A 23,958-nucleotide genomic window follows, 5' to 3' on the forward strand; every position below is an offset into this window, starting at 1 on the left:
TGCCTGCCATGACCCGAACCGCCCGCGTGACCGACCCTTCATACGAATTGATGGATGACCATAACGGGTTGTCCATCATCTATCGCCAGCACGGCTTCCCCTGCCCGCTGGTGCGTTGGCATTTCCACAAGGAATACGAGCTGCATCTGATCGTCGCCAGCGCCGGAAAGGTGTTCATCGGCGACTACATCGGCAACTTCTATCCCGCAACCCTGTTTCTTACCGGGCCCAATCTGCCGCACAACTGGATCAGCCAGGTAGCTGAAGACGAAGTGGTTGAAAAGCGCGACATGCTGGTCAACTTCACCGATGAACTGTTCGAAGACGGCCATCAGGTTTTCGCCGAACTCAAATCCCTTGCACCGCTGCTGGAGCGTGCGCAGTACGGCATCGAATTCCGCTGCAAGCACACGATTCGCCAGGCCATGACGTTGATGCAGCGCATTGCCGATTCCAGAGGCATTACCCGCCTCGGCCACTTCTTTATCCTGATGGAATTGCTCGCTGCGAGTGACGACTATCAATTGCTCTCGGGCGCCACTAACACGCAACTGGCCGATGAACACAATATCGACCGCACCAACCGCGCCGTGGACTACATCTTTGCGCACTACGCCCGGGATATTTCACTGGAGGAAGTCGCGGAACATCTGGGTATGACACCCACTTATTTCAGCCGAGTGTTCAAACAGGCCACTGGGCGCAACTTCATCGAGTTCGTCAATCGCCTGCGCATCAGCAAATCCTGTGAACTGCTGGCTGACGGCGATAAACCGGTGACCGATGTGTGTTTCGAATCCGGCTTCAACAACATTTCCAACTTCAATCGGCGCTTTCAGCAGCTCAAGGGGATGACGCCGTCGCATTATCGACGGCTCGCGGTGCAGCGCCTGACCGAACAGAACCACCACTGACAACGCAATTCCACTGTAGGAGTGAGCCTGCTCGCGATAGCGGTGTGACAGCTTGCAGAAATGTTGGCTGACATTCCGCTATCGCGAGCAGGCTCACTCCTACAAGGGGCTGTGTCGACATCAGAAACCTGTACGCATTCGATAGCACCTCGGCGCTGAAACGCCCTTCTCTGCATTCACCACGTCAAAGCCCAGTGCAAAAAAGTATCGATAAAAGTGCTAGGGATGATTTGTCAGCCCTGCGATTGAACGCTGTAATCAGTGCACATTCTTCCTGCACAGGAAGACACAAAAACAATAACTGTCCTTCTGCCTCCCACCGGGTGCAGAAAAGGAGTGCACGATGCAACCCACTGCAAAAGCTCTGCTTGCCCTCACCTGCATGACCCTCAGCAGCGTCAGCCTTGGCGCCCAGACCCTGACCATCGCCACCGTCAACAACAGCGACATGATCCGCATGCAAAAACTCTCGAAAACCTTCGAGGCCGAGCATCCGGACATCAAGCTCAATTGGGTGGTGCTGGAAGAAAACGTTCTGCGCCAACGCCTGACCACCGACATCGCCACCCAGGGCGGTCAGTTCGACGTGTTGACCATCGGCATGTACGAAGCGGCACTGTGGGGCGCAAAGGGTTGGCTCGAACCGATGAAGGATCTGCCAGCCAGTTACGCCCTCGACGATGTGTTCCCGTCGGTGCGTGAAGGCCTGTCGGTCAAGGGTTCGCTGTACGCCCTGCCGTTCTACGCGGAAAGCTCGATCACTTATTACCGCACCGACCTGTTCAAGGATGCCGGCCTGACCATGCCCGAGCGTCCGACCTGGGAACAGATCGCCGGCTTCGCCGAAAAACTCACCCACAAAGACAAAGAGCAGTACGGCATCTGCCTGCGCGGCAAGGCCGGTTGGGGCGAGAACATGGCGCTGATTACTACGGTCGCCAACGCCTATGGCGCGCGCTGGTTCGATGAGCAGTGGAAACCGGAGTTCAGCGGCCCCGAGTGGAAAAACGCGCTGAACTTCTACGTCGACACCATGAAGAAATCCGGGCCGCCGGGCGCCTCCAGCAACGGTTTCAACGAGAACCTTGCGCTGTTCAACAGTGGCAAATGCGCGATGTGGGTCGATGCCAGCGTTGCCGGTTCGTTCGTTACCGACAAGACCCAAAGCAAGGTCGCCGATCACGTCGGCTTCACTTTTGCCCCGCATCAGGTCACTGATAAAGGTTCGGCCTGGCTGTACTCGTGGGCGCTGGCGATTCCGACCAGTTCCAAAGCCAAAGACGCAGCGAAAGAGTTCAGCGCCTGGGCGACCTCCAAAGAGTACGGCGAGCTAGTGGCGAAGACTGACGGCATCGCCAACGTACCGCCGGGGACTCGCGCCTCAACTTACAGCGACGCCTACATGAGCGCGGCGCCTTTCGCCAAGGTCACGCTGGAATCGTTGAAAACGGCTGACCCGAGCAAACCGACGATGAAACCGGTGCCGTACATCGGCATTCAACTGGTGACCATTCCCGAATTCCAGGCCGTGGGTACGCAAGTGGGCAAGCTGTTCTCGGCGGCGCTGATCGGCCAGACCACGGTGGATCAAGCTTTGGCTGCTGCGCAGCAAACCACTGAACGCGAGATGAAGCGCGCCGGTTATCCCAAGTAACCCGCACAGCTCACTCCTACATTAGATCTCCATAGGTCTGTATGACTCGGTTGTGATCACCATGAATACTTCAACTGCCAAAGCCCACATCGACCTGTCGCAGCCTGCGCGCAAGGTCCGCGTACGCAATCCCGGCTGGTTTCTGGTCAGCCCTTCGGTGGCCCTGTTGCTGCTGTGGATGATCGTGCCGCTGGGCATGACCATTTACTTTTCGATGATCCGCTACAACCTGCTCTACCCCGGTGAAAACGAGTTCGTCGGGCTGGAGAACTTCACCTATTTCCTCACCGACTCGGGCTTCATGCCCGGCGCCACCAATACACTGCTGCTGGTCGGTAGCGTGTTGCTGATCAGTGTGGTGTTGGGCGTGTTGATCAGCGCATTGCTGGAGGCCAGTGAATTTCTCGGTCGCGGCGTCGTCCGGGTCATGCTGATTTCGCCGTTCTTCATCATGCCCACGGTCGGTGCGCTGATCTGGAAGAACCTGATTTTCCACCCGGTCTCGGGGATCCTCGCTTACGTCTGGAAGCTGTTCGGCGCGCAACCGGTGGACTGGCTCGCGCACTACCCGCTGCTGTCGATCATCATCATTGTTTCGTGGCAGTGGCTGCCCTTCGCCATCCTGATCCTGATGACCGCGATGCAGTCCCTCGACCAGGAACAGAAAGAAGCCGCGCGCCTCGACGGTGCGGGACCGATCGCGATCTTCTGGCACCTGACCCTGCCGCATCTGGCGCGACCAATTGCCGTGGTGGTAATGATCGAAACGATCTTCCTGCTGTCGGTGTTCGCCGAGATTTTCACCACCACCAACGGCGGCCCCGGCTACGCCTCAACCAACCTCGCTTATCTCATCTACAACCAGGCGCTGGTGCAGTTCGACGTCGGCATGGCCTCGGCCGGCGGCTTGATTGCCGTGGTCATCGCCAACATCGCCGCGATCATTCTGGTGCGGATGATCGGCAAAAACCTGACTGACAAAGCCTGAGGCCTGCCATGACTCTCCAACAATCCCGCCGGCTGCAAAGCCTGCTGCTCGGCACCCTGGCCTGGGCCATCGCGATCGTGATTTTCTTCCCGATCTTCTGGATGGTGATGACCAGTTTCAAAACCGAAATCGACGCGTTCGCCACGCCGCCGCAGTTCATCTTCACGCCGACGCTGGAGAACTACCTGCACATCAACGAGCGCAGCGACTACTTCAGCTTCGCCTGGAACTCGGTGGTGATTTCCTTCAGCGCCACGGCCCTGTGCCTGTTGATCGCTGTGCCGGCGGCCTACTCGATGGCGTTCTACGAAACCCAGCGCACCAAAGGCACGTTGCTATGGATGCTCTCGACCAAAATGCTGCCGCCGGTGGGCGTGCTGATGCCGATCTACCTGTTGGCGAAGAGCTTCGGCCTGCTCGACACGCGCATCGCACTGATCGTGATCTACACGCTGATCAACCTGCCGATCGTGGTCTGGATGGTTTACACCTACTTCAAGGACATCCCCAAAGACATCCTCGAAGCCGCCCGTCTCGACGGCGCCACGCTGTGGCAGGAAATGGTCCGCGTGCTGCTGCCGATCGCCAAGGGCGGCCTCGCCTCGACCGTACTGCTGTCGCTGATTCTGTGCTGGAACGAGGCATTCTGGTCGCTGAACCTGACCTCGTCGAAAGCCGCGCCACTGACCGCGCTGATCGCCTCTTATTCGAGCCCCGAAGGCTTGTTCTGGGCCAAGTTGTCGGCGGTGTCGACCCTGGCGTGTGCGCCGATTCTGATCTTCGGCTGGATCAGCCAGAAGCAACTGGTGCGCGGCCTCTCGTTCGGCGCCGTGAAATGAAGATCCCGAATCCAACCCTATCCCCTGTGGGAGCGAGCCTGCTCGCGAAAGCGGAGTGTCATTCAACCCTGATGTCGACTGACACGGCCCCTTCGCGAGCAGGCTCGCTCCCACAGAAAAGCCGATCTGGTTTAACCCAATAATAAATTGCGGAGGCCCATCATCATGGCCAACCTGAAAATCAAGAATTTGCAAAAAGGCTTCGAAGGTTTCTCCATCATCAAAGGCATCGACCTTGAAGTGAACGACAAGGAATTCGTGGTCTTCGTCGGCCCGTCGGGCTGCGGCAAATCCACCCTGTTGCGCCTGATCGCCGGTCTGGAAGAAGTCAGCGACGGCACCATCGAACTGGATGGCCGCGACATCACCGAAGTCAGCCCGGCCAAGCGCGATCTGGCGATGGTGTTCCAGACCTACGCGCTGTACCCGCACATGACCGTGAAAAAGAACATGTCCTTCGCCCTCGATCTGGCCGGCGTGCCAAAAGCCGAAGTCGAGAAGAAAGTCGGCGAAGCCGCGCGGATTCTCGAACTCGGGCCGATGCTCGAGCGCAAGCCAAAACAGCTCTCCGGTGGCCAGCGTCAGCGCGTTGCGATTGGCCGTGCCATCGTGCGCAATCCGAAAATCTTCCTCTTCGACGAACCCCTCTCCAACCTCGACGCCGCGCTGCGCGTGCAGATGCGCCTTGAGCTGCTGCGTCTGCACAAGGATCTGCAAGCGACGATGATCTACGTGACCCACGATCAGGTTGAAGCGATGACCATGGCCGACAAAGTCGTGGTGCTCAATGGCGGTAAGATCGAACAGGTCGGCTCGCCACTGGACCTCTATCACAACCCGGCGAACCTCTTCGTCGCCGGGTTCCTCGGCACGCCGAAAATGGGCTTCCTCAAAGGCAAGATCGCCCGTGTCGACGGCCTGAGCTGCGAGGTCTCGCTAGACGCCGGTACGCGCATCACCCTGCCGTTCAACGCCGCCAATCTGAGTGTCGGCAGCGCCGTGACCCTCGGCATTCGCCCGGAACATCTGGAGCTGGCGCAAGCGGGCGACTGCACGCTGCAAGTCACCGCCGACGTCAGCGAACGCCTGGGCAGCGACACCTTCTGCCACGTCACCACCAACGCCGGCGAAGCCCTGACCATGCGCGTGCGCGGTGATCTGGCCAGCCGCTACGGCGAACAACTGAGCCTGCACCTCGACCCGGCGCACTGCCATTTATTCGATGCCGAAGGTTTGGCGTTGACCCGTCCGCTGCGCGCAGCGGCCTGATTTCGAGAACTCCCGATGAAACTCAACCAACAGAATCTCCATCGTCTGGCCGCCGAAGTGCAACTGCCGGGCTACAACCTTAGCGACACGCGCCAAGGCATTGCGCACATCGGCGTCGGCGGCTTTCATCGCGCGCATCAGGCGTATTACACCGATGCCCTGATGAATACCGGTGAAGCACTGGACTGGGCGATTTGCGGTGTCGGCTTGCGTGCCGAAGACCGCCGCGCCCGTGACGATCTCAAGGAACAGGATTACCTGTTCACCCTGTTCGAACTCGGCGACAGCGACGACACCGAAGTCCGCGTGATTGGCGCGATTCGCGACATGCTGCTGGCCGAGGACGGCGCTCAGGCGTTGATCGACAAACTCGCCGATCCGCAAATCCGCATCGTCTCGCTGACCATCACCGAGGGTGGTTATTGCATCGACGACAGCAACGGCGAATTCATGGCGCACTTGCCGCAGATTCAGCATGATCTGGCCCACCCGGAAAAGCCGAAAACCGTGTTTGGTTTCTTGTGTGCAGCCTTGGAAAAACGCCGGGCGGCAGGTACCCCGGCGTTTACCGTGATGTCCTGCGATAACCTGCCGCACAACGGCGCCGTGACGCGCAAGGCCCTGCTGGCGTTTGCCACACTGCGCGATAGCAATCTGTGTAGCTGGATCGACGCCAACGTCAGTTTCCCCAACGCCATGGTCGACCGCATCACGCCGATGACCAGCACTGCGCATCGCTTGCAACTGGCGGACAAACACGGCGTCGACGATGCCTGGCCAGTGGTCTGCGAGCCGTTCGTGCAGTGGGTGCTGGAGGACAAATTCGTCAACGGTCGCCCGGCCTGGGAAAAGGTTGGCGTGCAGTTCACCGACGATGTCTCCCCCTATGAAGAGATGAAGATCAAACTGCTCAACGGCAGCCATCTGGCGCTGACCTATCTGGGCTTTTTGAAGGGCTACCGGTTTGTGCACGAAACCATGAACGATCCGCTGTTCGTGCGTTACATGCGCGCCTATATGGATCTCGACGTGACCCCACAACTGGCGCCGGTGCCGGGTATTGATCTGACCGATTACAAAAATACGCTGGTGGCGCGCTTCTCCAATCAGGCGATTGCCGATCAGTTGGAGCGGGTGTGTTCGGACGGTTCGTCGAAGTTTCCCAAGTTCACCATTCCTACCATCAACCGCTTGATTGCTGATGGGCAGGAGACTAAGCGTGCGGCGTTGGTGGTGGCGGCCTGGGCGTTGTACTTGAAGGGTGTGGATGAGAATGGTGATACCTATTCGATTCCTGATCCACGCGCGGCGTTTTTTCAGGCGTTGGTGGCGGATGATGCTTTAATCACGCAGCGGTTGTTGGCGGTTGAGGAGATTTTCGGCACGGCGATACCGCGGTCGGCGGAGTTTGTCGCGGCGTTTGAGTGGTGCTGTAACAGCTTGCGCGAGGATGGTGTGACGCGGACTTTGCAGCGGATTCTGGATTGAAAAGCCCCTCACCCTAGCCCTCTCCCGGAGGGAGAGGGAACTGACCGAGTGGTTTGTGCAAGTTACATCGACCTGAAAATCCGGAGTCGAACTCAGGTTTTGAACAGCCCCTGATTTAGAGAACCGGAGTTGAACTCAGGTTTTGAACAGCCCCGGTTTGAGAGAACCGGAGTCGAACTCAGCTTTTGAACAGCCCCCCGATCAGCTCCCTTCCCCCTCGCCCCCTTGGGGGAGAGGGCTGGGGTGAGGGGGTAAGCTCTTGATCTTCACCACACCCGAGTGGTTCAAACATGACAACACAACAACTGTTCCTAGGCATCGACTGCGGCACTCAAGGCACCAAAGCCATCATCCTCGACGCCGCCAGCGGTCAGGTTCTCGGCCAGGGGGCCGCCGCACACACGATGATCAGCGGCGCCAACGGCCGTCGCGAGCAAGACACCCAGCAATGGCTGGAAGCCTTCACCCTCGCCACTAGCCGCGCATTGCTCGCGGCGAATGTCGATGGCCAGTCGATCCTCGGCATCGGCGTCTCCGGCCAGCAACATGGTCTGGTCCTGCTCGATGATCAAGGTGAAGTCCTGCGCCCGGCCAAGCTCTGGTGCGACACCGAAACCAGCGCCGAGAACGACCGCCTACTCACTCATCTGGGCGGTGAAAAAGGCTCGCTGGAACGCCTCGGCGTGGTTATCGCACCTGGCTACACCGTGTCGAAACTGCTCTGGACCAAAGAGCAGCACCCCGTGGTCTTTTCGCGCATCGCACGCATTCTGCTGCCCCACGACTACCTGAACTTCTGGCTCACCGGCCGCGCCTGCAGCGAATACGGCGACGCCTCCGGCACCGGCTATTTCAACGTGCGCACCCGCCAATGGGACTTGCAACTGCTGCGCGACATCGACGCCAGCGGGCGCCTGCAAGCCGCATTGCCTGAGCTGATCGATGCGCATCAAAGCGTCGGCACCATTCTCCCGGCCATCGCCGAACACCTCGGCATCAATCCCGACGCGCTGGTATCTAGCGGTGGCGGCGACAACATGATGGGCGCCATCGGCACCGGCAATATTCAGCCCGGTGCGATCACCATGAGCCTCGGTTCCTCTGGCACGGTGTACGCCTATTCCGAGGTGCCGAAAGTCAGCCCGGACGCCTCGGTCGCGACCTTCTGCTCTTCCAGCGGCGGATGGTTGCCACTGATCTGCACCATGAACCTGACCAACGCCACCGGCGCGATTCGCGAGTTGTTCAACCTCGATCTGCAGCAGTTCAACGACCTCGTCGCCGAGGCTCCCATCGGCGCCGACGGCGTGAGCATGCTGCCGTTTCTCAACGGCGAACGCGTCCCCGCCCTGCCCCATGCCACCGGCAGTCTGCACGGCTTGACCCTGGATAACCTGACCCAGGCCAATCTGTGCCGCGCCGCCGTCGAAGGCACCACCTTCGGTTTGCGCTACGGGCTGGATTTGCTCCGCCACAATGGTTTACAAAGCCGCAGCATTTGCCTGATCGGCGGCGGATCGAAAAGCGCGGTGTGGCGGCAGATCGTCGCCGACATCATGAACACCCCGGTGATCTGCACCGAACAAAGCGAAGCTGCCGCCCTCGGCGCAGCGATTCAAGCGGCGTGGTGCAAATCCTGGTCGAACGGCCACGAAGACACCCTCGCCGATCTGTGCCAGCGCTGCGTGAAACTCGATTCAAGCAGTGAAACCCTGCCGATTGCCGCCAACGTCGCGGCGTTCCAGCAGGCCTATGAACGCTATCAACAGCATGTCGCAACCCTATAAAGAGCAAACAATTATGTATTTGGTGTGTGGCGAAGCCCTGTTTGATTTTTTCAGTGAAGACGACGCCAGCGGTCTGGCTTCGAAAGTGAACTTCAAGGCGATTGCCGGCGGCTCGCCGTTCAACGTCGCCGTGGGTTTGCGCCGTCTGGGCGTGGACTCGGCCTTGTTTGGCGGGCTGTCCACCGACTACCTCGGCCGCCGCTTGCAGCGAGTGCTGCAGGACGAAGGTGTGCGCCCGGACTACCTGGTAGATTTCGCCGCACCGACCACGCTGGCCATGGTCGCCGTCGGTGCCAATGGCTCGCCGCACTACAGCTTTCGCGGTGAAGGCTGTGCCGATCGGCAACTGAGCCTTGCGCATCTGCCGGCGCTGGGTCCTGAGGTGCGCGGCCTGCACATTGGCTCGTTCTCGCTGGTGGTGCAGCCGATCGGCGACACCCTGCTCGCACTGGTGCAGCGTGAAAGCGGCAAACGCCTGATCACCCTCGACCCGAACGTACGCCTCAATCCCGAGCCGAACATCGACCTGTGGCGTGAGCGCATCGCCACGCTGGTACCACTGGCCGATCTGATCAAGGTCAGCGACGAAGACCTGAGCCTGCTCTACCCCGAACAAGACCCGCAACGCGTGATCGAAGGCTGGCTCGAACATCGCTGCCAGATCGTCTTCCTCACCCGTGGCGGCGATGGCGCTACTGTGTTCAGCCGCCAACACGGCACATGGTCAGTCCCGGCAGCCTCGATAAAGATTGCCGACACCGTTGGCGCCGGCGACACCTTCCAGGCTGCGTTGATCACCTGGCTGACCGAGCACGGTCTGGATTCGGTTGAAGGCGTTCAGCAACTCGCTCGCGAGCAGATCGACGCCATGCTCAGGTTCGCCGTCCAAGCCGCCGCCCTGACCTGCAGCAAGACCGGTCCGGATCTGCCCTATCGTCACCAATTGAGCTGAGCGCGTAGACTGTCGGCCTTTTTGCGCACGACGGGATAACGGCTTTTGAATTACAGGCAGACGCTTGGACTACTGACACTGGCAACGCTACTGAGCGGGTGCGGCACCTCGCCGCCCCGTTCGCCGGAAGACATCTGCGAAATCTTCCGCGAGAAAAGCGACTGGTACGACGCTGCGCAAGTCACGCAAAAACGCTGGGGCGTGCCGATTCAAGTGCCCTTCGCGATCATGTATCAGGAATCCGGCTACCGCTACGACGCGAAGACTCCGCGCAAATACCTGCTGTGGGTGATCCCATGGGGTCGCGTCTCGACTGCCTCAGGTTATGCGCAAGCCAAAGATGAAGTCTGGGCCGATTACCAGAAAAGCACCGGCCGCAACTGGGCCGATCGCGAAGACTTCGACGACGCCATCGACTTTGTCGGCTGGTACATGGACAAGACCTATTCGATCAACGGCGTGTACAAGTACGACGCCTACAACCAATACCTCAACTACCACGAAGGCTGGGGCGGCTTCCGCAACAAGACTTACGCGAGCAAAGCCTGGCTGATGCCGACGGCGCGCAAAGTGCAGAATCGTTCGGATGTTTATGCGCGGCAATATGCCGGGTGCAAAGAGGATTTGAACCGAGGGTTCTGGAGCCGGTTCTGGCATTGGTTGTAGCAGCAATTTCAAGGACCCCATCGCGAGCAGGCTCACTCCTACATTTGATCGTCGTCGGACACAAAACCCGCGTCCACTGAAGATCCCCTGTAGGAGTGAGCCTGCTCGCGATAGCGTCCGATCAAGCACTACACATCCAAGACCTACAACACCGAAAAGCTATAACTCACAATCAACCGTGTCTCATCCACATCCCGGGCAAACTTCTCATAATTGGTGCGATACGTAGCATTCCTCAAACGCACACTCACATCCTTGAACGTGCCCGTCTGAATCACATACTTCAACTCGCTGTCGCGTTCCCACTCCTTGCCTTCCTGATCACTGCCCAAAACCTTGATGTGGTCACCGTTCACATAGCGCGTCAGGAAACTCAAACCATTAATGCCAATGGCCTTGAAGTCATAGTCATAACGCAGTTGCCACGAACGTTCCTGCGCGGCGGCAAAGTCGTTGACCTGCACATAGTTGACCAGATACGGGTTGCTGCCATCGAGGTACGGCATCGAGTTGTCGCCGTTCATGCGCTGCCAACCGGCGCTGAACGTGTGACCGCTATGCGCATACGACAACATGCCGCTCAACGCCCGGTTATCAATGGAACCGGCCTTGGCATCACCGCTGTCGGCACTTTTCAGCACGCGCAGATCCGCTTTAAGCACACCGCCAGCTAACGGTTGATTACCCAACAGCCCGACAAAGTGCTGACGATAAATGTCTTCCAGTTCAGCGTAGTGATACTGCGCGGTCAGGCGATCGTTGATCTTGTAGTCGAAGCCGTACATGTCGAAATGATCGGCGGTGGTGTTGCAGGCGTAGCGCTTGTTCTTGCAGTGCACGCGGATGTCTTGCGAATCGGTGGAATCCCGCGCGGTGTACTTGTCCAGGCGCGCGGCCATGAAGGTCAGGTCTTTCACCTCTTTAGAGGTGAGCATGGCGCCGTTGAACATGGTCGGCAGCAAACGACCGTCGTTGTATTTCAGCAACGGCAGATCCGGCAGCAGCGCGCCGTACTTCAGCACCGTGCCCGAAACCTTGACCTTGGCGGTCAGACCCATTTTTGCGTATTGCCCTTTCGAGCCGCGCGGGTCGTTGCCGCTGGAGGGCAACAAGCCGCTGTTGCTGCGGTCCGGACTGGAATCGAGTTGAAAGCCGAGCATGCCCAGCGCATCGATACCGAAACCCACGGTACCGTCGGTGTAGCCCGATTGCAGGTTGAGAATAAAGCCCTGTGCCGACTCTTCACGCTTGGACGCGCCCTGATCGTTCGTGGTGTGCCCATCACGGAAATCGCGGTTGAAGTACACCGTGCGCGATTCGATTTTCGCCGTGGTGTCTTCAAAGAATCCGCTGGCCTGAACCTGTGCGGTAAAACCTGCGCACAACACAAAGGCTCCGAAGCCAAACGACTGGCGCGGGGTGATGAGGGGAAATGGGGGACGCATGAAAAACTCCAACAATGCAGCGTTTGCGCAAGCGCGCAACAAGCCAGAAAAATAGCTCCCGTCCCGGGTCAGATTGAACCAGGAGAAAGTGAACACGCAGGGGTGAACGGCAATGATGGCAGATGGCTTTGACGTGCTACAGGCGACTTTAGTCTGAATCTGACTGACGATTCTTCTACTCAGGGTCGTGGGAAAAGTTGCCGGCAGTGAGCACCGATTCGCACAAACCGCCCGGTTTCATTGGGCGAAACACCTCACCTAAGGGTTTTCCCTATACCGCAAACCTGCCAGACCTACGGCTTTTGTGCCTTGAACGAGGCCGCTTAATCCTCCATCATCCGTCACCTGCTTATTCAACGGACGGAATTCAAGGCATGCTGGACGCCAACGCAACCCACATCACCCTCACGCTTGAAGGCGCCAACGCCGACCTGCAAGTCCTCAGCTTCACCGGTCGCGAAGCCCTCAACGAACCGTTCCGTTTCGACCTTGAACTCGTCAGCGCCCGCCCTGACCTCAAACTCGAAGAGCTGCTGCACAAGCCCGGCGTCCTGACTTTCGGCCCGACCGGGGAAGGCAAGATCCACGGTCTGGTTTATCGCATCGAGCAAGGCGACTCCGGCAAGACCCTGACCCGTTACAGCCTCAGCCTGGTGCCACAACTGGCCTACCTGCGGCACAACCACGATCAGCAGATTTTCCAGCAACTGACCGTGCCGAAGATCATCGCTCAGGTGCTGGAAGATCGCGGCATCCTCGCCGACGCCTACAGTTTCCAGCTCGGTGCCGAGTACCCGCAGCGCGAATACTGCGTGCAGTACGACGAATCCGACCTGCATTTCATCCAGCGCCTGTGCGAAGAAGAAGGCATTCACTTCCACTTCCAGCACAGCAGCAGCGGCCACAAACTGGTATTCGGCGACGACCAGACCGTGTTCCGCAAGCTGAAACCGGTGAGCTACCAGCAAGACTCCGGCATGGCCGCCGACAAACCGGTGATCAAACGCTTCAACCTGCGCCTGGAAACCCGCACCACCCGCGTCAGCCGCCGCGATTACGACTTCGAAAAACCAAAGATCCTCCCCGAAGGCGCGGTGAAAACCGAGTTCGCCCCGGACCTCGAGGACTACGACTACCCCGGCCGCTTCACCACCCGCGAGCGCGGCAAGTTCCTCTCCACCCGCGCCCTCGAACGCCATCGCAGCGACTACAAACTCGCCGAAGGCAAAGGTGACGAACCAACCCTCACCAGCGGCCATTTCCTCACGCTCGCCGAACACCCGCGCGCCGAGTGGAACGATCTGTGGCTGCTGCTGGAAGTCTTCCACGAAGGCAAACAACCGCAAGTACTCGGCGAAAACGTCACCAGCGACGTCACCGACAACAAAAGCGATTTCCACCAGGGCTACCGCAACAGCTTCCTCGCCACCCCATGGGACGCGCACTACCGCCCTGCCCTCGAACACCCGAAACCAAAAGTCCTCGGCAGCCAGACCGCCGTCGTCACCGGCCCGGCGGGTGAAGAAATCCACTGCGACCAGTACGGCCGCATCAAAGTCCAGTTCCACTGGGACCGCGACGGTCAGTCCAACGACAAAACCACCTGCTGGATGCGCGTCGCCAGCGGCTGGGCCGGCGCAGCGTACGGCGGCATCGCCATCCCGCGCATCGGCATGGAAGTCCTCGTCACCTTCCTCGAAGGCGATCCCGACCAGCCGCTGGTGACCGGTTGCCTGTACCACAAGGAAAACGTCGCCCCCTACGACCTGCCGGCCAACAAGACCCGCAGCACCTTCAAGACCCTGAGTTCACCGGGCGGCAAGGGCTACAACGAATTCCGCATCGAAGACAAGAAAGGCGTCGAGCAGATCTACATCCACGCCCAACGCGATTGGGACGAGAACATTGAGCACGATCAGAAGATCCGCGTCGGCAACGAACGACATGACACCGTTGAAGCCAATACGCTGAGTGAGTTCAAGGTTGAGGAACACCGGATTACGCATCTGGATCGGATTAGCGAAATGCGTGCGGATGATCACCTGACCGTCGGTGTGACGCAGCACCTGAAGGTGGGCACGGCGCAGTTTGTTGAGGCCGGGTCAGAAATCCATTACTACGCCGGCCAGAAAGTGGTGGTCGAAGGCGCAATGGAACTCACGGCCAAGGCTGGTGGGAGTTTCGTTAAGGTCGACGCGGGTGGCGTGACCATCAGCGGGGCCGAGGTGAAGATCAATACCGGCGGCTCGCCTGGGGTCGGGACGCCTGCGGCACCGCTGTTGCCGGGACCGATGAAGGTAGCGGATGCGGATAAGGCTGGTAAAGCACCACTCCCCGCCCGCCTGAATGAATCAGGCATCACACCGTTGTGCGGAAAACAGAGTAACGGCGCTTGCAGCCGTAAGGATTGCACATGCATGTAAAAGCGCTGAGCGCTCTGCTGGCAGAGCCTCGCTACAACTTTACTGACCTGCCGGCTGCGAGCGAGTCGCTCTGCTTCATCATTGACCAGGGGCTTCAGCCGCAAGCCTTGAGTCAACTCTACCGAGTAGGCGAACCGGTGGTTTCTCAAGGGCTGTTTTTCAGCACTGACTTCGCAGAGATTCCTGATGGCCCCCTGTGGCTAGTGGCCCCCAAGGGCAGCAAAGTGGCAAACGTAGCGGCAAAACTTTGTGAGGAACGCTTTTCGGGAATTGCGATCTCAACACCTGATCCTGAACAAGCATTGGCTCATGCGCGCTGGTTGCTCCGAGCCAATGACGGTTCAGGTGGGCAGAGCTTGTTGAGTTTTCACAAACCGAGTCTGTGGGCAGCGCTGACTTATACAGCTGGGAAAACCTTCGACCAGTTGCTGGGCTGCTGGAGCGCTGTCTACTGCCCTGCGCCGATCCATTTCGGTCAGCAGCGGGGTCCATGGTTGGCCTGGAAAGCCAGCGAAGAATCGACGTGGCTTGGTGACAAAGCGGCATTCAATCTTCCTGAGGCTGCCGCGCAAGTTCAAGCGCGTCTGGGATGGGTTTATTGGGTGGATGAGGAATACGCAGCGTTTGAAGAGCCAGATGATGAGCGCTTGAACGACATCGCTGACAACCTCGACCTGCTGCTCAAAAGCAATATTTATGACGGTGATCACCTGCTCAAGCTTGGCCACGCCGTGAACGGTCCGCTATTTGAGACACAGCCTGAGATCATGGCGATCCTGCAATCTAAGGACGAGTCGTTTATCAAAGTAGATCGGCTCCTGGAATCAGCCGCCGTCGCCCAACGTTAGGGCGACGCGACAACAGAACGGAATCACCATGGAAATCACGAATCACGCCGTCATGCCCGGCGAAACCCTGGGCCAGATCGCTTCGCGCTACAACAGCACCGTGGCGCAACTTCGCCAGCTCAACCCCTTCATCACAAATGCGGATAACGTCAAAGTCGGCTGGAACCTGAGCGTACCAAAAAGCGCTCAAGCAGCCGCCGCGCCTGCCGCTCAGCCGGCCGCCGCGCCTCAAGCGCCTGTGCAGGCAGCCCCGGAAGCGCCCATTCAGTGTTCCGCTGAAGATCTGGTAAAACTGGATCCGGTCAAGGACGCTCCAAACCAGAATTCAAAAACCTTCATACCCCATGAGCGTGGGTGCAATACAAAGTTTGCCAGCGCGATTTATGCAACTGAAGAACAAGAGTTCTGGCTGCTCCCAGAACGTGCAAGGTCCGCCATCAAAGAATCGATGTTCGCGCTGGATAAAATGATTGCCCCCAGCAAACCACGTGATGCACGCCTGAACGGGCTGCAGGAGTCAGGTTTGCTGGAATACTTCCTTGAGCCCAAGTTGAGCAACTTCCTCACGGGCGAGAAGCGTACGCGAATGGAAGAGTTTGAAGCGATGGGGGATGAGATCGAAATCGATCCAGCCACCGCTAAAAAGAGGCAAAACGAAGCTAACGGAAACAAACCGGCAGCGGCTCCTGCGCAGGCTCCAAAAGAGGACACCGCGCAATCGCGCATGGACCGTCTAACGGCAGACCTGGCTACTGACCAGGACGTCCACAAAGCCTATGCCGATTTTTACAAGCGGAGGGCTGAGTGGCATGCGCTGAAAAAAGAAGCGGTAGCGGCTGCGAAGCTGGAAGGCTACACCTACGAAAGCGGCTCGCTGTACTCCAAAGAGGCGATTGAAGCGCGCGCACGCGTGCAAGCTTATCTGGAGGCTCGTAAAAAACTCCTCGGCAACAAAGACTTCAAGCAGGTTCCGCTGGAAGACGTTGCCAAAGCCTTGGCGGAAAAGAAGAAAAGTTACGAAAACATCTGCAGCGGCATGAATGACTGCACCGCCGATCTGGTCGGGTATGTCTTGACGCTCTACAAAAACGCCGATGCGCTTGATTACCATGCTTACACTGAATCCATTATCAAAGCGTCTGAATACGGCATTGCACTCCCAGAATTCGCGCTGATCAGTGACGGCCTTCCTTCCGGCATCGAGCAGTTCAAACTGTATCTGGATACCGAGAAAGAGCAGGCGGAAGTTACAGCACAGCTTCAAGAGAAATACAAACGCTGGATTGAGGCAACAGGCCAGAACGCCCAAGCTCCGGCGGGCCTGGTTGATGTGGAACGTACCAAATGGGATAGCCTGCAAAAGACCAAAGACGACCTTCAAGCAAAAGCCCAAAGCAATGTCAGCAACAGCAAGCCTGCGCGTTATCTGATTTGGGACCCGGAAGAGTTCCAGCCAAAACCGGTCGACCGCATGGTGAAACCGGGCTTTCCGCTGCGCGAGGTGAGTCTTTCGGATGCCAAGGGTACGCCGTTGGGCTGGTTCAGCATGGCGAACCTGAAAGACGCCAAGAAGATCATGACAGAGGATTCAAAAAATGCGGCCGGCGCGGTTAAAAAGGTCGCTAAAAGCTTGCCCACGGACGCTACTGAAGGCTCCGATAAAAACAGTGAAATCAACTCGTTCCGCCAATGGCTTCAAGATCAAGGCGCGATAAAATTCAGCGATCAGGTAGGCGACTGTTTCGACGATAAAGGCTGGTTCAAAGCCAAAGACTTTTACGCTCACCTGAAAAAAGAAGGCTATGAGGTCACTGAACTCGAAGACGACGCGGCCCTGACCAACTGGGGCAATCACCTCCAGCAACTGGTTTTCAAGAAAAGTGTGCGCGGCAAAGTAAGACTCTTTGATGCCAGCCCTCAGGCGCAATTGGTCCGCTGCCTGACCCCTCCACAGCCAAACATTCACGGCGAAGTAAAGCTCGAAGGCCCGAAAATGTCTGCCGCCGAGGGCTTCCAGATATCGGGAGAGATGGGCTTAAGCCTGGACCTGGCCCGTGGCGAAGTTCAGTTGATGAAAGTCGACATGCCTGCCAAAGCCAGTGCTCAAGAAATCACGCTTGATTACTTCCTGGACGGCAGCCCGCAAAAAATGAATTTCGGCCGCTTCTCCTTCCACTTTGGTGTGAAGGCATGGGGCTACGCCGGAGCATCGTTGCTGCTAGCCGGCAGCGTCGAGCTGAGCCCGATCTTCGGCAACGTCAAGTACGGGGCGTCACTGAGCCCGGTAAAACGCGCACAGCGTGAAGATGCTTCAGCAAAAGAAGAACGCTCCGATCACGCCGCAGCCAAGCAAGCCAAGGCCGACAGCGGTGACGACAGCCCTACTCCCGATCTTGAACACAAGTCTAAATCCGGCACCTACGCCGATACCAAAAGCACAGATCAACTGCGAGGCGGACGCTTTGCCAAAGTGCAAGTCGAAAACGGCGCAAAAGCCAGTTTCAACGTATTTGGAGGCTTGCAAGCCGCGATTGAACTCACCGGAGTAATGAACTGGGCACCGCCCAAAGAACTCGTCGCCCTGCGCACCGCGCCAACGATGGGCGTTGGCAGCGCTAAAGACGCGAAAAGCGCGAATCCATGGCTGACACTGGCCAAGCTGAGCGGCTCCGTTGGAGTCGCGTTAGGTGCGGGCTTTCAGGGAACGGCGCAGGTATCTCTGGATAAGGGGCGGTTTATTTTGAACTTGAAAGCGGCGGTAGTGCTGGGGCCTGGTGCTAACGGTAGCTTTAAGTTTGAAGTTGGTTATGAGGCAGTAGTTGATCTCATCAACCTGTATCGCAAAGAGTTGCATAAGACCAAAGGTCGTAAAGTCGAGTGGATGGAGCCTGAGGCGGGTGAATATGCATCTGCGCTAAACGCATTGGGCGCTGCCGGGTTGAGTGTGACGATGGCGTATATGCTGCGTTGGGATGTTGTGATGAATCTTTATCAGGCTTTGACTCGTAGTGGCAAGGGTGGTCCGATTGCACACACGATCATGAATTACAGAAACCAAAGTGAACTCGAAGAGTGGATCGTTAATGCAATCCCTAGCGCACTGGGTCCACTACTCAGAACGCTTATAAGCCAACCTGAAGCATTTAAAATTACGGTAGCCTCCTCTGAGGACAATGGAATATCTGATAAGGGACGCGTATATAGCCAACCCCAAGCTCACGTTCTTCAGCAAAAAGCTATAGAAAGAATTTCACGCTGGATAGTCGACAACGCAAAGAAAACCAACACTATTGACAAAGCCCAAAGTCAATTTGAACTCGCCTGCATGTCCATGAATGAATTTGGTATAAAAGAGCAGGCGGGAGAACAAGAGTACTGCAAAAACCGGACAATACTGGATAGCTTTATGGCTGAGAGTGTACTTGGCCTATTTGATGATACGGGTGTTGAAGCGCGCGAAAACTACAAATCCCATGTAAAGTTACTTGGCGCAAACCTGGTCGAATACTGCAAAACAAATTACATCCCTGAACCAAATTACTCCCCTAGCGGAGCGACTCCCTATTTGAAAGGCTACCAATGAACAGAATTACAAAAATAAAGCTAAATCAAATCGCTCTACTGTTTAGCTTGAGCTTAACCTCAATATTACCGTGCAGCGTTAATTTTGCCAGTGCATCTTCGGTCACGCTGAATAGTGAACAACGCGGAATTGTTCTTTATAATCAGATGAAAATAGACGCTGCCATTCCGCAATTAAAGGAAGAAGCGAAAAAAGGCGAAATTGAATCGCAATATTATCTTGCCGAGTCTCTTCGAAAGAAAAATGGATATATGACTCCAGAGGCACAATTATGGTACGAGTCGGCAGCAGAGAAAAAAAACGTATACGCAATGATTCAGTTGGGCAGAGCAAAAAATGATCTTTGCGCAATAATGGAAAACTGCCCACCGGCTAAAAAAACTCAAGCCGAGTGGTTCGTGGAAGCCAAGAAGGTCACTTTGCCGAAGGCAAATGACGGCGATCCAGAATCTCTGTATTTAATGTATGAAATCACCTTGGATCATAAGTGGTTAGAGAAATCTGCAAATGCAGGATATCCACTCGCGCAATATTGGATGGCTGTAAGTGAAAGACAAGGTGAAGGTTACTTCTTCATTCCTGGAGGACGTGATGCATCAGTAAGAAGATGGCTACTACTCTCTTCCGAGGGTGGCAATCCAAAAGCAATGATGGAATATCTAGAAACACTGTATGCAAAAGGAGAAATGGAGAGCACTCGGCATTGGCTTGAAGTGGCCGCAGCAACTGGCGAACAATCAGCTTTGAGCAACTATGGAGCGTACATTTCACATACTCCTGACAAAGTTGGCTACCCACTGGACTTAGTTAAAGGCTACGCTATTTTTTCTTTGTTAAAGGAACTCGGCGACAGCGGTGGAGTGCAAGATTATGTTGATCGTAAAATTGAAAAAATTGCTAAAAAAATGACACCACAACAAATTGAACAGTCAAAAATCGTTGCGCAAGAGTGGAAAGCCACCCATCCACCGATTTCTTTTTTCCCCGAAAAACTTAGCGACTGACTCCGTTTTCTTGGTATTTCTTTAGGGAGGTGCGGCCCGCCGAATATTAATCGAAGACTAACCGCCGCCCTTTCTTTCGCGGAGAAGAAACAACCACCCATGAGTTCGATAAAGATACCAATGAAACTGATGACTGCAGCGTTAACGTTGTTAACTATAATAGCAACTGAGTCATCTGCTCTTACGCACGAACAGTTTCAGGCAAAAATCCAGGGCATTGAACTCTACAATCAATACAAAGCCATTTCTGCGATCGATTTTTTGAAAACCGCCGCTGACGGCGGAGATGATGAGGCGCTTTACTATCTGGGCGAAGCGTTAAGAAAAAATAACCGCTACATGACTCCGGAAGCTAAAAAAGCATACGAAAGCTCCGCAAAAAAGGGGAATATCTACTCTATGATTCGCCTTGGGAGAATTGAAGACGACTTGTGTTCAACCATGAATAACTGTCCACCAGGTGAAGACTCTCCTAGCAGCTGGGCAATTAAAGCTAAAAGCCTTGCAATTCAACGAGCAACGCAGGGAGATAGCGAATCAATGTACCTGTTATATGAAATGACAGGCAACGATGACTGGTTGGAGAAGTCAGCAGAGAACGGATTCGCATTTGCGCAGTTCCGTCTGGCGACAAAGTACCAAGAAGGAAAAGGTTCATTTTTACTACCCTCGAGACGCAACCAAGCTATCGAACGATGGATGAAAGCGTCTGCTGAAAATGGTTATCCACTTGCAATGATGGGGTTAGCCGCCATCATGATCGAAAAAAATGATTTAGCCTCGTTCAGAAACTGGAACGAAAAAGCAGCTGACTCGAGCTACGTAGAAGGTGTATTTGGATATGCATCCTACATAGGCGAAGAAAACTCAAAATACGGTTTCGCATTCGACCCAATAAAATCATATGCTTTACTTTCAAACCTGCTGGAACTTAATGGTGGAGGCAATGTAGTGCGAGACGTCAATGACACATTACCCGGCATAGAAAAAAACCTGTCAAAAGAGCAAATAGAAACAGCAAAAGAGCTCGCAAAAACGTGGAAGGCCAATCACCCGCCTCTCTCGTTCTACCCTGACAAGCTAGGTTATTAATAGCAGTGCGAGCATTTAGAATTATTTTAGCAATGCTGATCGCCGCTCTATCTGCAAACAGCTCAGCACATTCGCAAACAAATGAATCAACCCTGGGAGTGGTGTTATACAATCAGCTAAAATTGGACTTGGCGATTCCCGAACTAAAAAAAGAGGCCGATTTAGGGAATGTGAATTCGCAGTACTACTTTGCCGAGGCACTTCGAAAGCGAAGTCGGTACATGACGGCTGAAGCGCAGCAATGGTACGAAACCGCTGCGAATAATGGTTCTATATTTGCAATGATTCAGCTAGGCCGCCAAAACGATGACCTCTGCAGAAAAATGACCAATTGTCCCGCGAGTAAAAAATCAAGCGCTGATTGGTTGATTCAGGCTAAAAAAATGGCATCAAGCACAGACACCCCTGAGTCTTTGTATTTAATGTATGAAATAACTTCCGATCGTACTTGGTTGGAAAAATCTGCAAACGCAGGTTATGCGCTCGCGCAATATTGGATGGCCGTCGGTGATCGACAAGGTGAGGGATTTTTTCTTATACCTGGAAAACGTGATGAGGCCATCAGCAAATGGCTGAAAGCTGCCTCTGAAGGCGGCAACCCAAAAGCAATGATGGAATACATTGAGATCCTGTATAAGAAAGGCGATCTTGAAGGGGTGCGCCATTGGCTTCAGGCAGCAGCTGAAACGGGCGATCAAAAAGCAATTAGCAGTTATGGCTCTTACATTGCCCATGCACCCGACCAAGTTGGTTATCCCCTCGATCTTGTTAAAGGTTATGCACTGATTAGCCTTCTGAAAGAGCTGGATGGTGGAGGCGCGATTCAAGATTTCGTTCAAGATACTCTCGAAGAAATTGGGAGCAAAATGACGCCTGAACAGCTAGAGAACTCAAAAGCTGTCGCTGAGGAATGGAAAACCACTCACCCACCGCTCTCCTTCTTCCCCGAAAAGCTAGGCAGATAACTAGAATGACAAGATTTTTGTCTTGGCCTTTATTAATTGCTCTTTTTTCTTGGGCAGAACCAAGCCTGGCGGCAGACAGCGCCCCTGAAAAAGTTTCAGGATTAGTTCTATACAACCAACTCAAAATTAACGCAGCGACTCAACAACTCCAAATTGAAAGCAACGACGAAAACTCGGACTCTCAATACTATTTGGCGGAAATCATTCGTAAAAAAAGTCGTTACATGGCCCCCGAAGCGCAACATTGGTATGAAAAGGCAGCACAAAAAGACAATATCTATGCAATGATTCAACTGGGCCGACACAAAAATGACTTTTGTCAGAAGATTGGCAACTGCCCTCCATTCAAGAAAACCCAAGCGGAATGGTTTGCACAAGCTAAAGGATTAGTTCTACCAAAGGCGCAGGAAGGCGATCCCGAATCCTTGTATCTGATGTATGAAATCACTCTTAATCGTGAGTGGTTAGAGAAATCCGCAAACGCAGGATACTCGCTCGCGCAGTACTGGATGGCGGTCAGCGAACGTCAGGGCGAAGGTTTCTTCTTGATTCCTGGAAAACGTGATGCATCTGTAAAAAAATGGCTTTTGCTTTCGTCGGAAGGCGGATATCCAAAAGCAATGATGGATTACCTGGAAATTTTACATAGAGAAGGCGACACAGCGAGTATTCGCCAGTGGCTTGAGTTAGCAGCCCGCAGTGGTTACCAAGTGGCAGTAAGCAGCTATGGTGCCTATATTTCCCACACTCCAGACAAACTGGATTACCCCCTAGATCTAGTTAAAGGTTATGCGCTTTTTACATTGCTTAAAGATCTAGGTGATGCTGGCGGAATCGGAAGATATGTTGAGCGAAAAGCTGAAGAAATTCGCGAGAAAATGACACCAGCACAGATTGAAGATTCAGAAAGAATAGCTAAAGAGTGGAAAACCACTCACCCGCCACTCTCATTTTTTCCGGACAAGCTAGGATATTAACGCCAGTGAGGCCATTTAGATATTTTATTATCGCGACATTTTTAACAAGTGCCACACTTACTTTTGCGTCGCAGCCAGCGCACGAAGTATCTGCAGGAATTATTTTATATAATCAGCTAAAGCTTGATGCAGCCTTTCCTGTATTAGAAAAAGAAGCGCAAGCTGGAAACGTGGAATCGCAATACTACCTAGGCGAAGCGCTAAGAAAGCGCAACCGATACATGACGCCCGAAGCACAGCGCTGGTATGAAACGGCTGCGATGAATGGCTCCATATACGCGATGATTCAGTTAGGCCGCAAAAATTCGGATCTGTGCAAGATAATGGATAACTGCCCTGCCAGTTCCAAGAGTCCTGCTCAGTGGCTTGCGTATGCAAAAGAACTAGCGTTGGCAAAAGCGAAAAGCGGTGACGCTGAGTCTTTATTCTTGATGTATGAAATAACTTTGAATGACGAATGGCTTGAAAAGTCAGCAAACGCTGGTTATCCACTTGCGCAGTATTGGATGGCGGTGAGTGTGCGGCAGGGGAAGGGATTCTTTTTTATCCCTGGGAAACGCGACGAATCGGTCCGAAATTGGTTAAGGCTTTCGTCAGAGGGTGGATACCCTAAAGCGATGAATAACTATCTGGAAGTTCTTTACAGAGACGGCGACATCCAGGCGGTCCATCATTGGCTAAAAATTGCAGCTGAAACTGGCGAGCAAGATGCCATGGGCAACTATGGTGCTTACATTTCGCATACACCAGATAAAATTGGCTACCCACTGAATCTAGTCGAAGGCTATGCAATGTTTTATCTAATGAAAGACTTGAATGACGCCGGGGGTATCCAAGACTATGTTGACGGCAAGATAGAAGAAATTTCTGAGAAGATGACACCCGAGCAAATCGAGCAATCAAAAGTTTTCGCAAAACAGTGGAAAGACACTCACCCACCCCTCTCATTTTTCCCTGACAAACTAGGAGATTGACCGCAGCCCCAGCGGTTAGTCGCACAACGCCTCGCTTGCATTAACCGGCAGCAAGTGAATCAGCCCACGTAAATTCGGCTGTTCACCCCT

Annotated in this window: 18 protein-coding genes; 17 read left to right on the forward strand and 1 reads right to left on the reverse strand. The window is 55.0% G+C overall.

Features of this window, described 5'->3' with window-relative positions; all coding sequences use genetic code 11:
- Window positions 1–8: 8 nt before the first annotated feature.
- From GTU76_RS01225 to GTU76_RS01265, 9 genes are all read left to right on the forward strand, one after another.
- Window positions 9–914: an AraC family transcriptional regulator gene (locus GTU76_RS01225; RefSeq protein ID WP_180697887.1), complete on the forward strand. Its 906-nt coding sequence runs from the start codon at window positions 9–11 to the stop codon at window positions 912–914.
- 343 nt (window positions 915–1,257) lie between these two features.
- Window positions 1,258–2,568: an ABC transporter substrate-binding protein gene (locus tag GTU76_RS01230; protein WP_180697888.1), complete on the forward strand. Its 1,311-nt coding sequence runs from the start codon at window positions 1,258–1,260 to the stop codon at window positions 2,566–2,568.
- 61 nt (window positions 2,569–2,629) lie between these two features.
- The gene (locus tag GTU76_RS01235; RefSeq protein WP_180697889.1) at window positions 2,630–3,556 is read left to right on the forward strand and encodes a carbohydrate ABC transporter permease; all 927 of its coding nucleotides are present in this window, start codon (window positions 2,630–2,632) and stop codon (window positions 3,554–3,556) included.
- 8 nt (window positions 3,557–3,564) lie between these two features.
- Complete coding sequence (locus GTU76_RS01240) at window positions 3,565–4,395, forward strand: carbohydrate ABC transporter permease (RefSeq protein WP_034154211.1); 831 nt, start codon at window positions 3,565–3,567, stop codon at window positions 4,393–4,395.
- Between the two features lie 165 nt (window positions 4,396–4,560).
- Complete coding sequence (locus GTU76_RS01245; protein WP_016987314.1) at window positions 4,561–5,664, forward strand: ABC transporter ATP-binding protein; 1,104 nt, start codon at window positions 4,561–4,563, stop codon at window positions 5,662–5,664.
- A 15-nt stretch (window positions 5,665–5,679) separates the two neighbouring features.
- Entirely contained in the window at window positions 5,680–7,152 is a 1,473-nt protein-coding gene (locus GTU76_RS01250) for a mannitol dehydrogenase family protein (protein ID WP_180697890.1), read from the forward strand.
- 290 nt (window positions 7,153–7,442) lie between these two features.
- Window positions 7,443–8,939 carry a xylulokinase gene (gene xylB / locus GTU76_RS01255; protein WP_180697891.1) on the forward strand — a complete coding sequence of 499 codons (1,497 nt, stop codon included), beginning with the start codon at window positions 7,443–7,445 and terminating at the stop codon, window positions 8,937–8,939.
- A gap of 13 nt (window positions 8,940–8,952) precedes the next feature.
- Entirely contained in the window at window positions 8,953–9,891 is a 939-nt protein-coding gene (locus GTU76_RS01260) for a carbohydrate kinase family protein (RefSeq protein WP_016985025.1), read from the forward strand.
- A 45-nt stretch (window positions 9,892–9,936) separates the two neighbouring features.
- Window positions 9,937–10,557 (forward strand): transglycosylase SLT domain-containing protein, encoded by a 621-nt coding sequence (locus GTU76_RS01265; RefSeq protein ID WP_095120893.1) that lies wholly within the window; start codon window positions 9,937–9,939, stop codon window positions 10,555–10,557.
- A 143-nt stretch (window positions 10,558–10,700) separates the two neighbouring features.
- Here GTU76_RS01265 and GTU76_RS01270 read toward each other — a convergent pair whose 3' ends face one another.
- Window positions 10,701–12,002, reverse strand: a complete 1,302-nt coding sequence (locus GTU76_RS01270; RefSeq protein ID WP_180697892.1) for an OprD family porin — start codon at window positions 12,000–12,002, stop codon at window positions 10,701–10,703.
- Window positions 12,003–12,376: 374 nt separating this feature from the next.
- Between GTU76_RS01270 and GTU76_RS01275 the strand changes: the two genes are divergently transcribed.
- The 8 genes from GTU76_RS01275 (at window position 12,377) to GTU76_RS01310 (ending at window position 23,868) form a co-directional block, all read left to right on the forward strand.
- Window positions 12,377–14,425, forward strand: a complete 2,049-nt coding sequence (locus GTU76_RS01275; protein WP_180697893.1) for a type VI secretion system Vgr family protein — start codon at window positions 12,377–12,379, stop codon at window positions 14,423–14,425.
- Window positions 14,416–15,273, forward strand: coding sequence for a DUF4123 domain-containing protein (locus tag GTU76_RS01280; RefSeq protein ID WP_175554419.1), 858 nt, complete (start codon window positions 14,416–14,418; stop codon window positions 15,271–15,273). Before GTU76_RS01275 ends, GTU76_RS01280 begins: the two co-directional genes overlap by 10 nt.
- Window positions 15,274–15,301: 28 nt before the next feature.
- Entirely contained in the window at window positions 15,302–18,856 is a 3,555-nt protein-coding gene (locus tag GTU76_RS01285) for a LysM peptidoglycan-binding domain-containing protein (RefSeq protein ID WP_180697894.1), read from the forward strand.
- Window positions 18,853–19,860 carry a tetratricopeptide repeat protein gene (locus tag GTU76_RS01290; protein ID WP_180697895.1) on the forward strand — a complete coding sequence of 336 codons (1,008 nt, stop codon included), beginning with the start codon at window positions 18,853–18,855 and terminating at the stop codon, window positions 19,858–19,860. Before GTU76_RS01285 ends, GTU76_RS01290 begins: the two co-directional genes overlap by 4 nt.
- A 120-nt stretch (window positions 19,861–19,980) precedes the next feature.
- Window positions 19,981–20,952 (forward strand): tetratricopeptide repeat protein, encoded by a 972-nt coding sequence (locus tag GTU76_RS01295; RefSeq protein ID WP_026000618.1) that lies wholly within the window; start codon window positions 19,981–19,983, stop codon window positions 20,950–20,952.
- 32 nt (window positions 20,953–20,984) lie between these two features.
- Window positions 20,985–21,917 carry a tetratricopeptide repeat protein gene (locus GTU76_RS01300; RefSeq protein ID WP_180697896.1) on the forward strand — a complete coding sequence of 311 codons (933 nt, stop codon included), beginning with the start codon at window positions 20,985–20,987 and terminating at the stop codon, window positions 21,915–21,917.
- Between the two features lie 5 nt (window positions 21,918–21,922).
- Window positions 21,923–22,894 (forward strand): tetratricopeptide repeat protein, encoded by a 972-nt coding sequence (locus tag GTU76_RS01305; protein ID WP_026000617.1) that lies wholly within the window; start codon window positions 21,923–21,925, stop codon window positions 22,892–22,894.
- Window positions 22,840–23,868, forward strand: coding sequence for a tetratricopeptide repeat protein (locus GTU76_RS01310; RefSeq protein ID WP_246375986.1), 1,029 nt, complete (start codon window positions 22,840–22,842; stop codon window positions 23,866–23,868). The genes GTU76_RS01305 and GTU76_RS01310 overlap by 55 nt, the downstream gene beginning before the upstream one ends.
- The last annotated feature ends 90 nt before the right edge of the window (window positions 23,869–23,958 follow it).

The sequence above is a fragment of the Pseudomonas crudilactis genome, assembly GCF_013433315.1.
GTDB lineage: Bacteria > Pseudomonadota > Gammaproteobacteria > Pseudomonadales > Pseudomonadaceae > Aquipseudomonas > Aquipseudomonas crudilactis.

What these genes read in the sequence shown, in the direction of transcription:
- GTU76_RS01230 (WP_180697888.1), top strand. Translation starts at nt 1,258, where the DNA reads ATGCAACCCACTGCAAAAGCTCTGCTTGCCCTCACCTGCATGACCCTC.
- GTU76_RS01260 (WP_016985025.1), top strand. Translation starts at nt 8,953, where the DNA reads ATGTATTTGGTGTGTGGCGAAGCCCTGTTTGATTTTTTCAGTGAAGAC.
- xylB (WP_180697891.1), top strand. Translation starts at nt 7,443, where the DNA reads ATGACAACACAACAACTGTTCCTAGGCATCGACTGCGGCACTCAAGGC.
- GTU76_RS01285 (WP_180697894.1), top strand. Translation starts at nt 15,302, where the DNA reads ATGGAAATCACGAATCACGCCGTCATGCCCGGCGAAACCCTGGGCCAG.
- GTU76_RS01305 (WP_026000617.1), top strand. Translation starts at nt 21,923, where the DNA reads ATGACAAGATTTTTGTCTTGGCCTTTATTAATTGCTCTTTTTTCTTGG.
- GTU76_RS01245 (WP_016987314.1), top strand. Translation starts at nt 4,561, where the DNA reads ATGGCCAACCTGAAAATCAAGAATTTGCAAAAAGGCTTCGAAGGTTTC.
- GTU76_RS01225 (WP_180697887.1), top strand. Translation starts at nt 9, where the DNA reads ATGACCCGAACCGCCCGCGTGACCGACCCTTCATACGAATTGATGGAT.
- GTU76_RS01270 (WP_180697892.1), bottom strand. Translation starts at nt 12,002, where the DNA reads ATGCGTCCCCCATTTCCCCTCATCACCCCGCGCCAGTCGTTTGGCTTC.
- GTU76_RS01295 (WP_026000618.1), top strand. Translation starts at nt 19,981, where the DNA reads ATGAAACTGATGACTGCAGCGTTAACGTTGTTAACTATAATAGCAACT.
- GTU76_RS01300 (WP_180697896.1), top strand. Translation starts at nt 20,985, where the DNA reads ATGCTGATCGCCGCTCTATCTGCAAACAGCTCAGCACATTCGCAAACA.
- GTU76_RS01275 (WP_180697893.1), top strand. Translation starts at nt 12,377, where the DNA reads ATGCTGGACGCCAACGCAACCCACATCACCCTCACGCTTGAAGGCGCC.
- GTU76_RS01235 (WP_180697889.1), top strand. Translation starts at nt 2,630, where the DNA reads ATGAATACTTCAACTGCCAAAGCCCACATCGACCTGTCGCAGCCTGCG.
- GTU76_RS01250 (WP_180697890.1), top strand. Translation starts at nt 5,680, where the DNA reads ATGAAACTCAACCAACAGAATCTCCATCGTCTGGCCGCCGAAGTGCAA.
- GTU76_RS01290 (WP_180697895.1), top strand. Translation starts at nt 18,853, where the DNA reads ATGAACAGAATTACAAAAATAAAGCTAAATCAAATCGCTCTACTGTTT.
- GTU76_RS01240 (WP_034154211.1), top strand. Translation starts at nt 3,565, where the DNA reads ATGACTCTCCAACAATCCCGCCGGCTGCAAAGCCTGCTGCTCGGCACC.
- GTU76_RS01280 (WP_175554419.1), top strand. Translation starts at nt 14,416, where the DNA reads ATGCATGTAAAAGCGCTGAGCGCTCTGCTGGCAGAGCCTCGCTACAAC.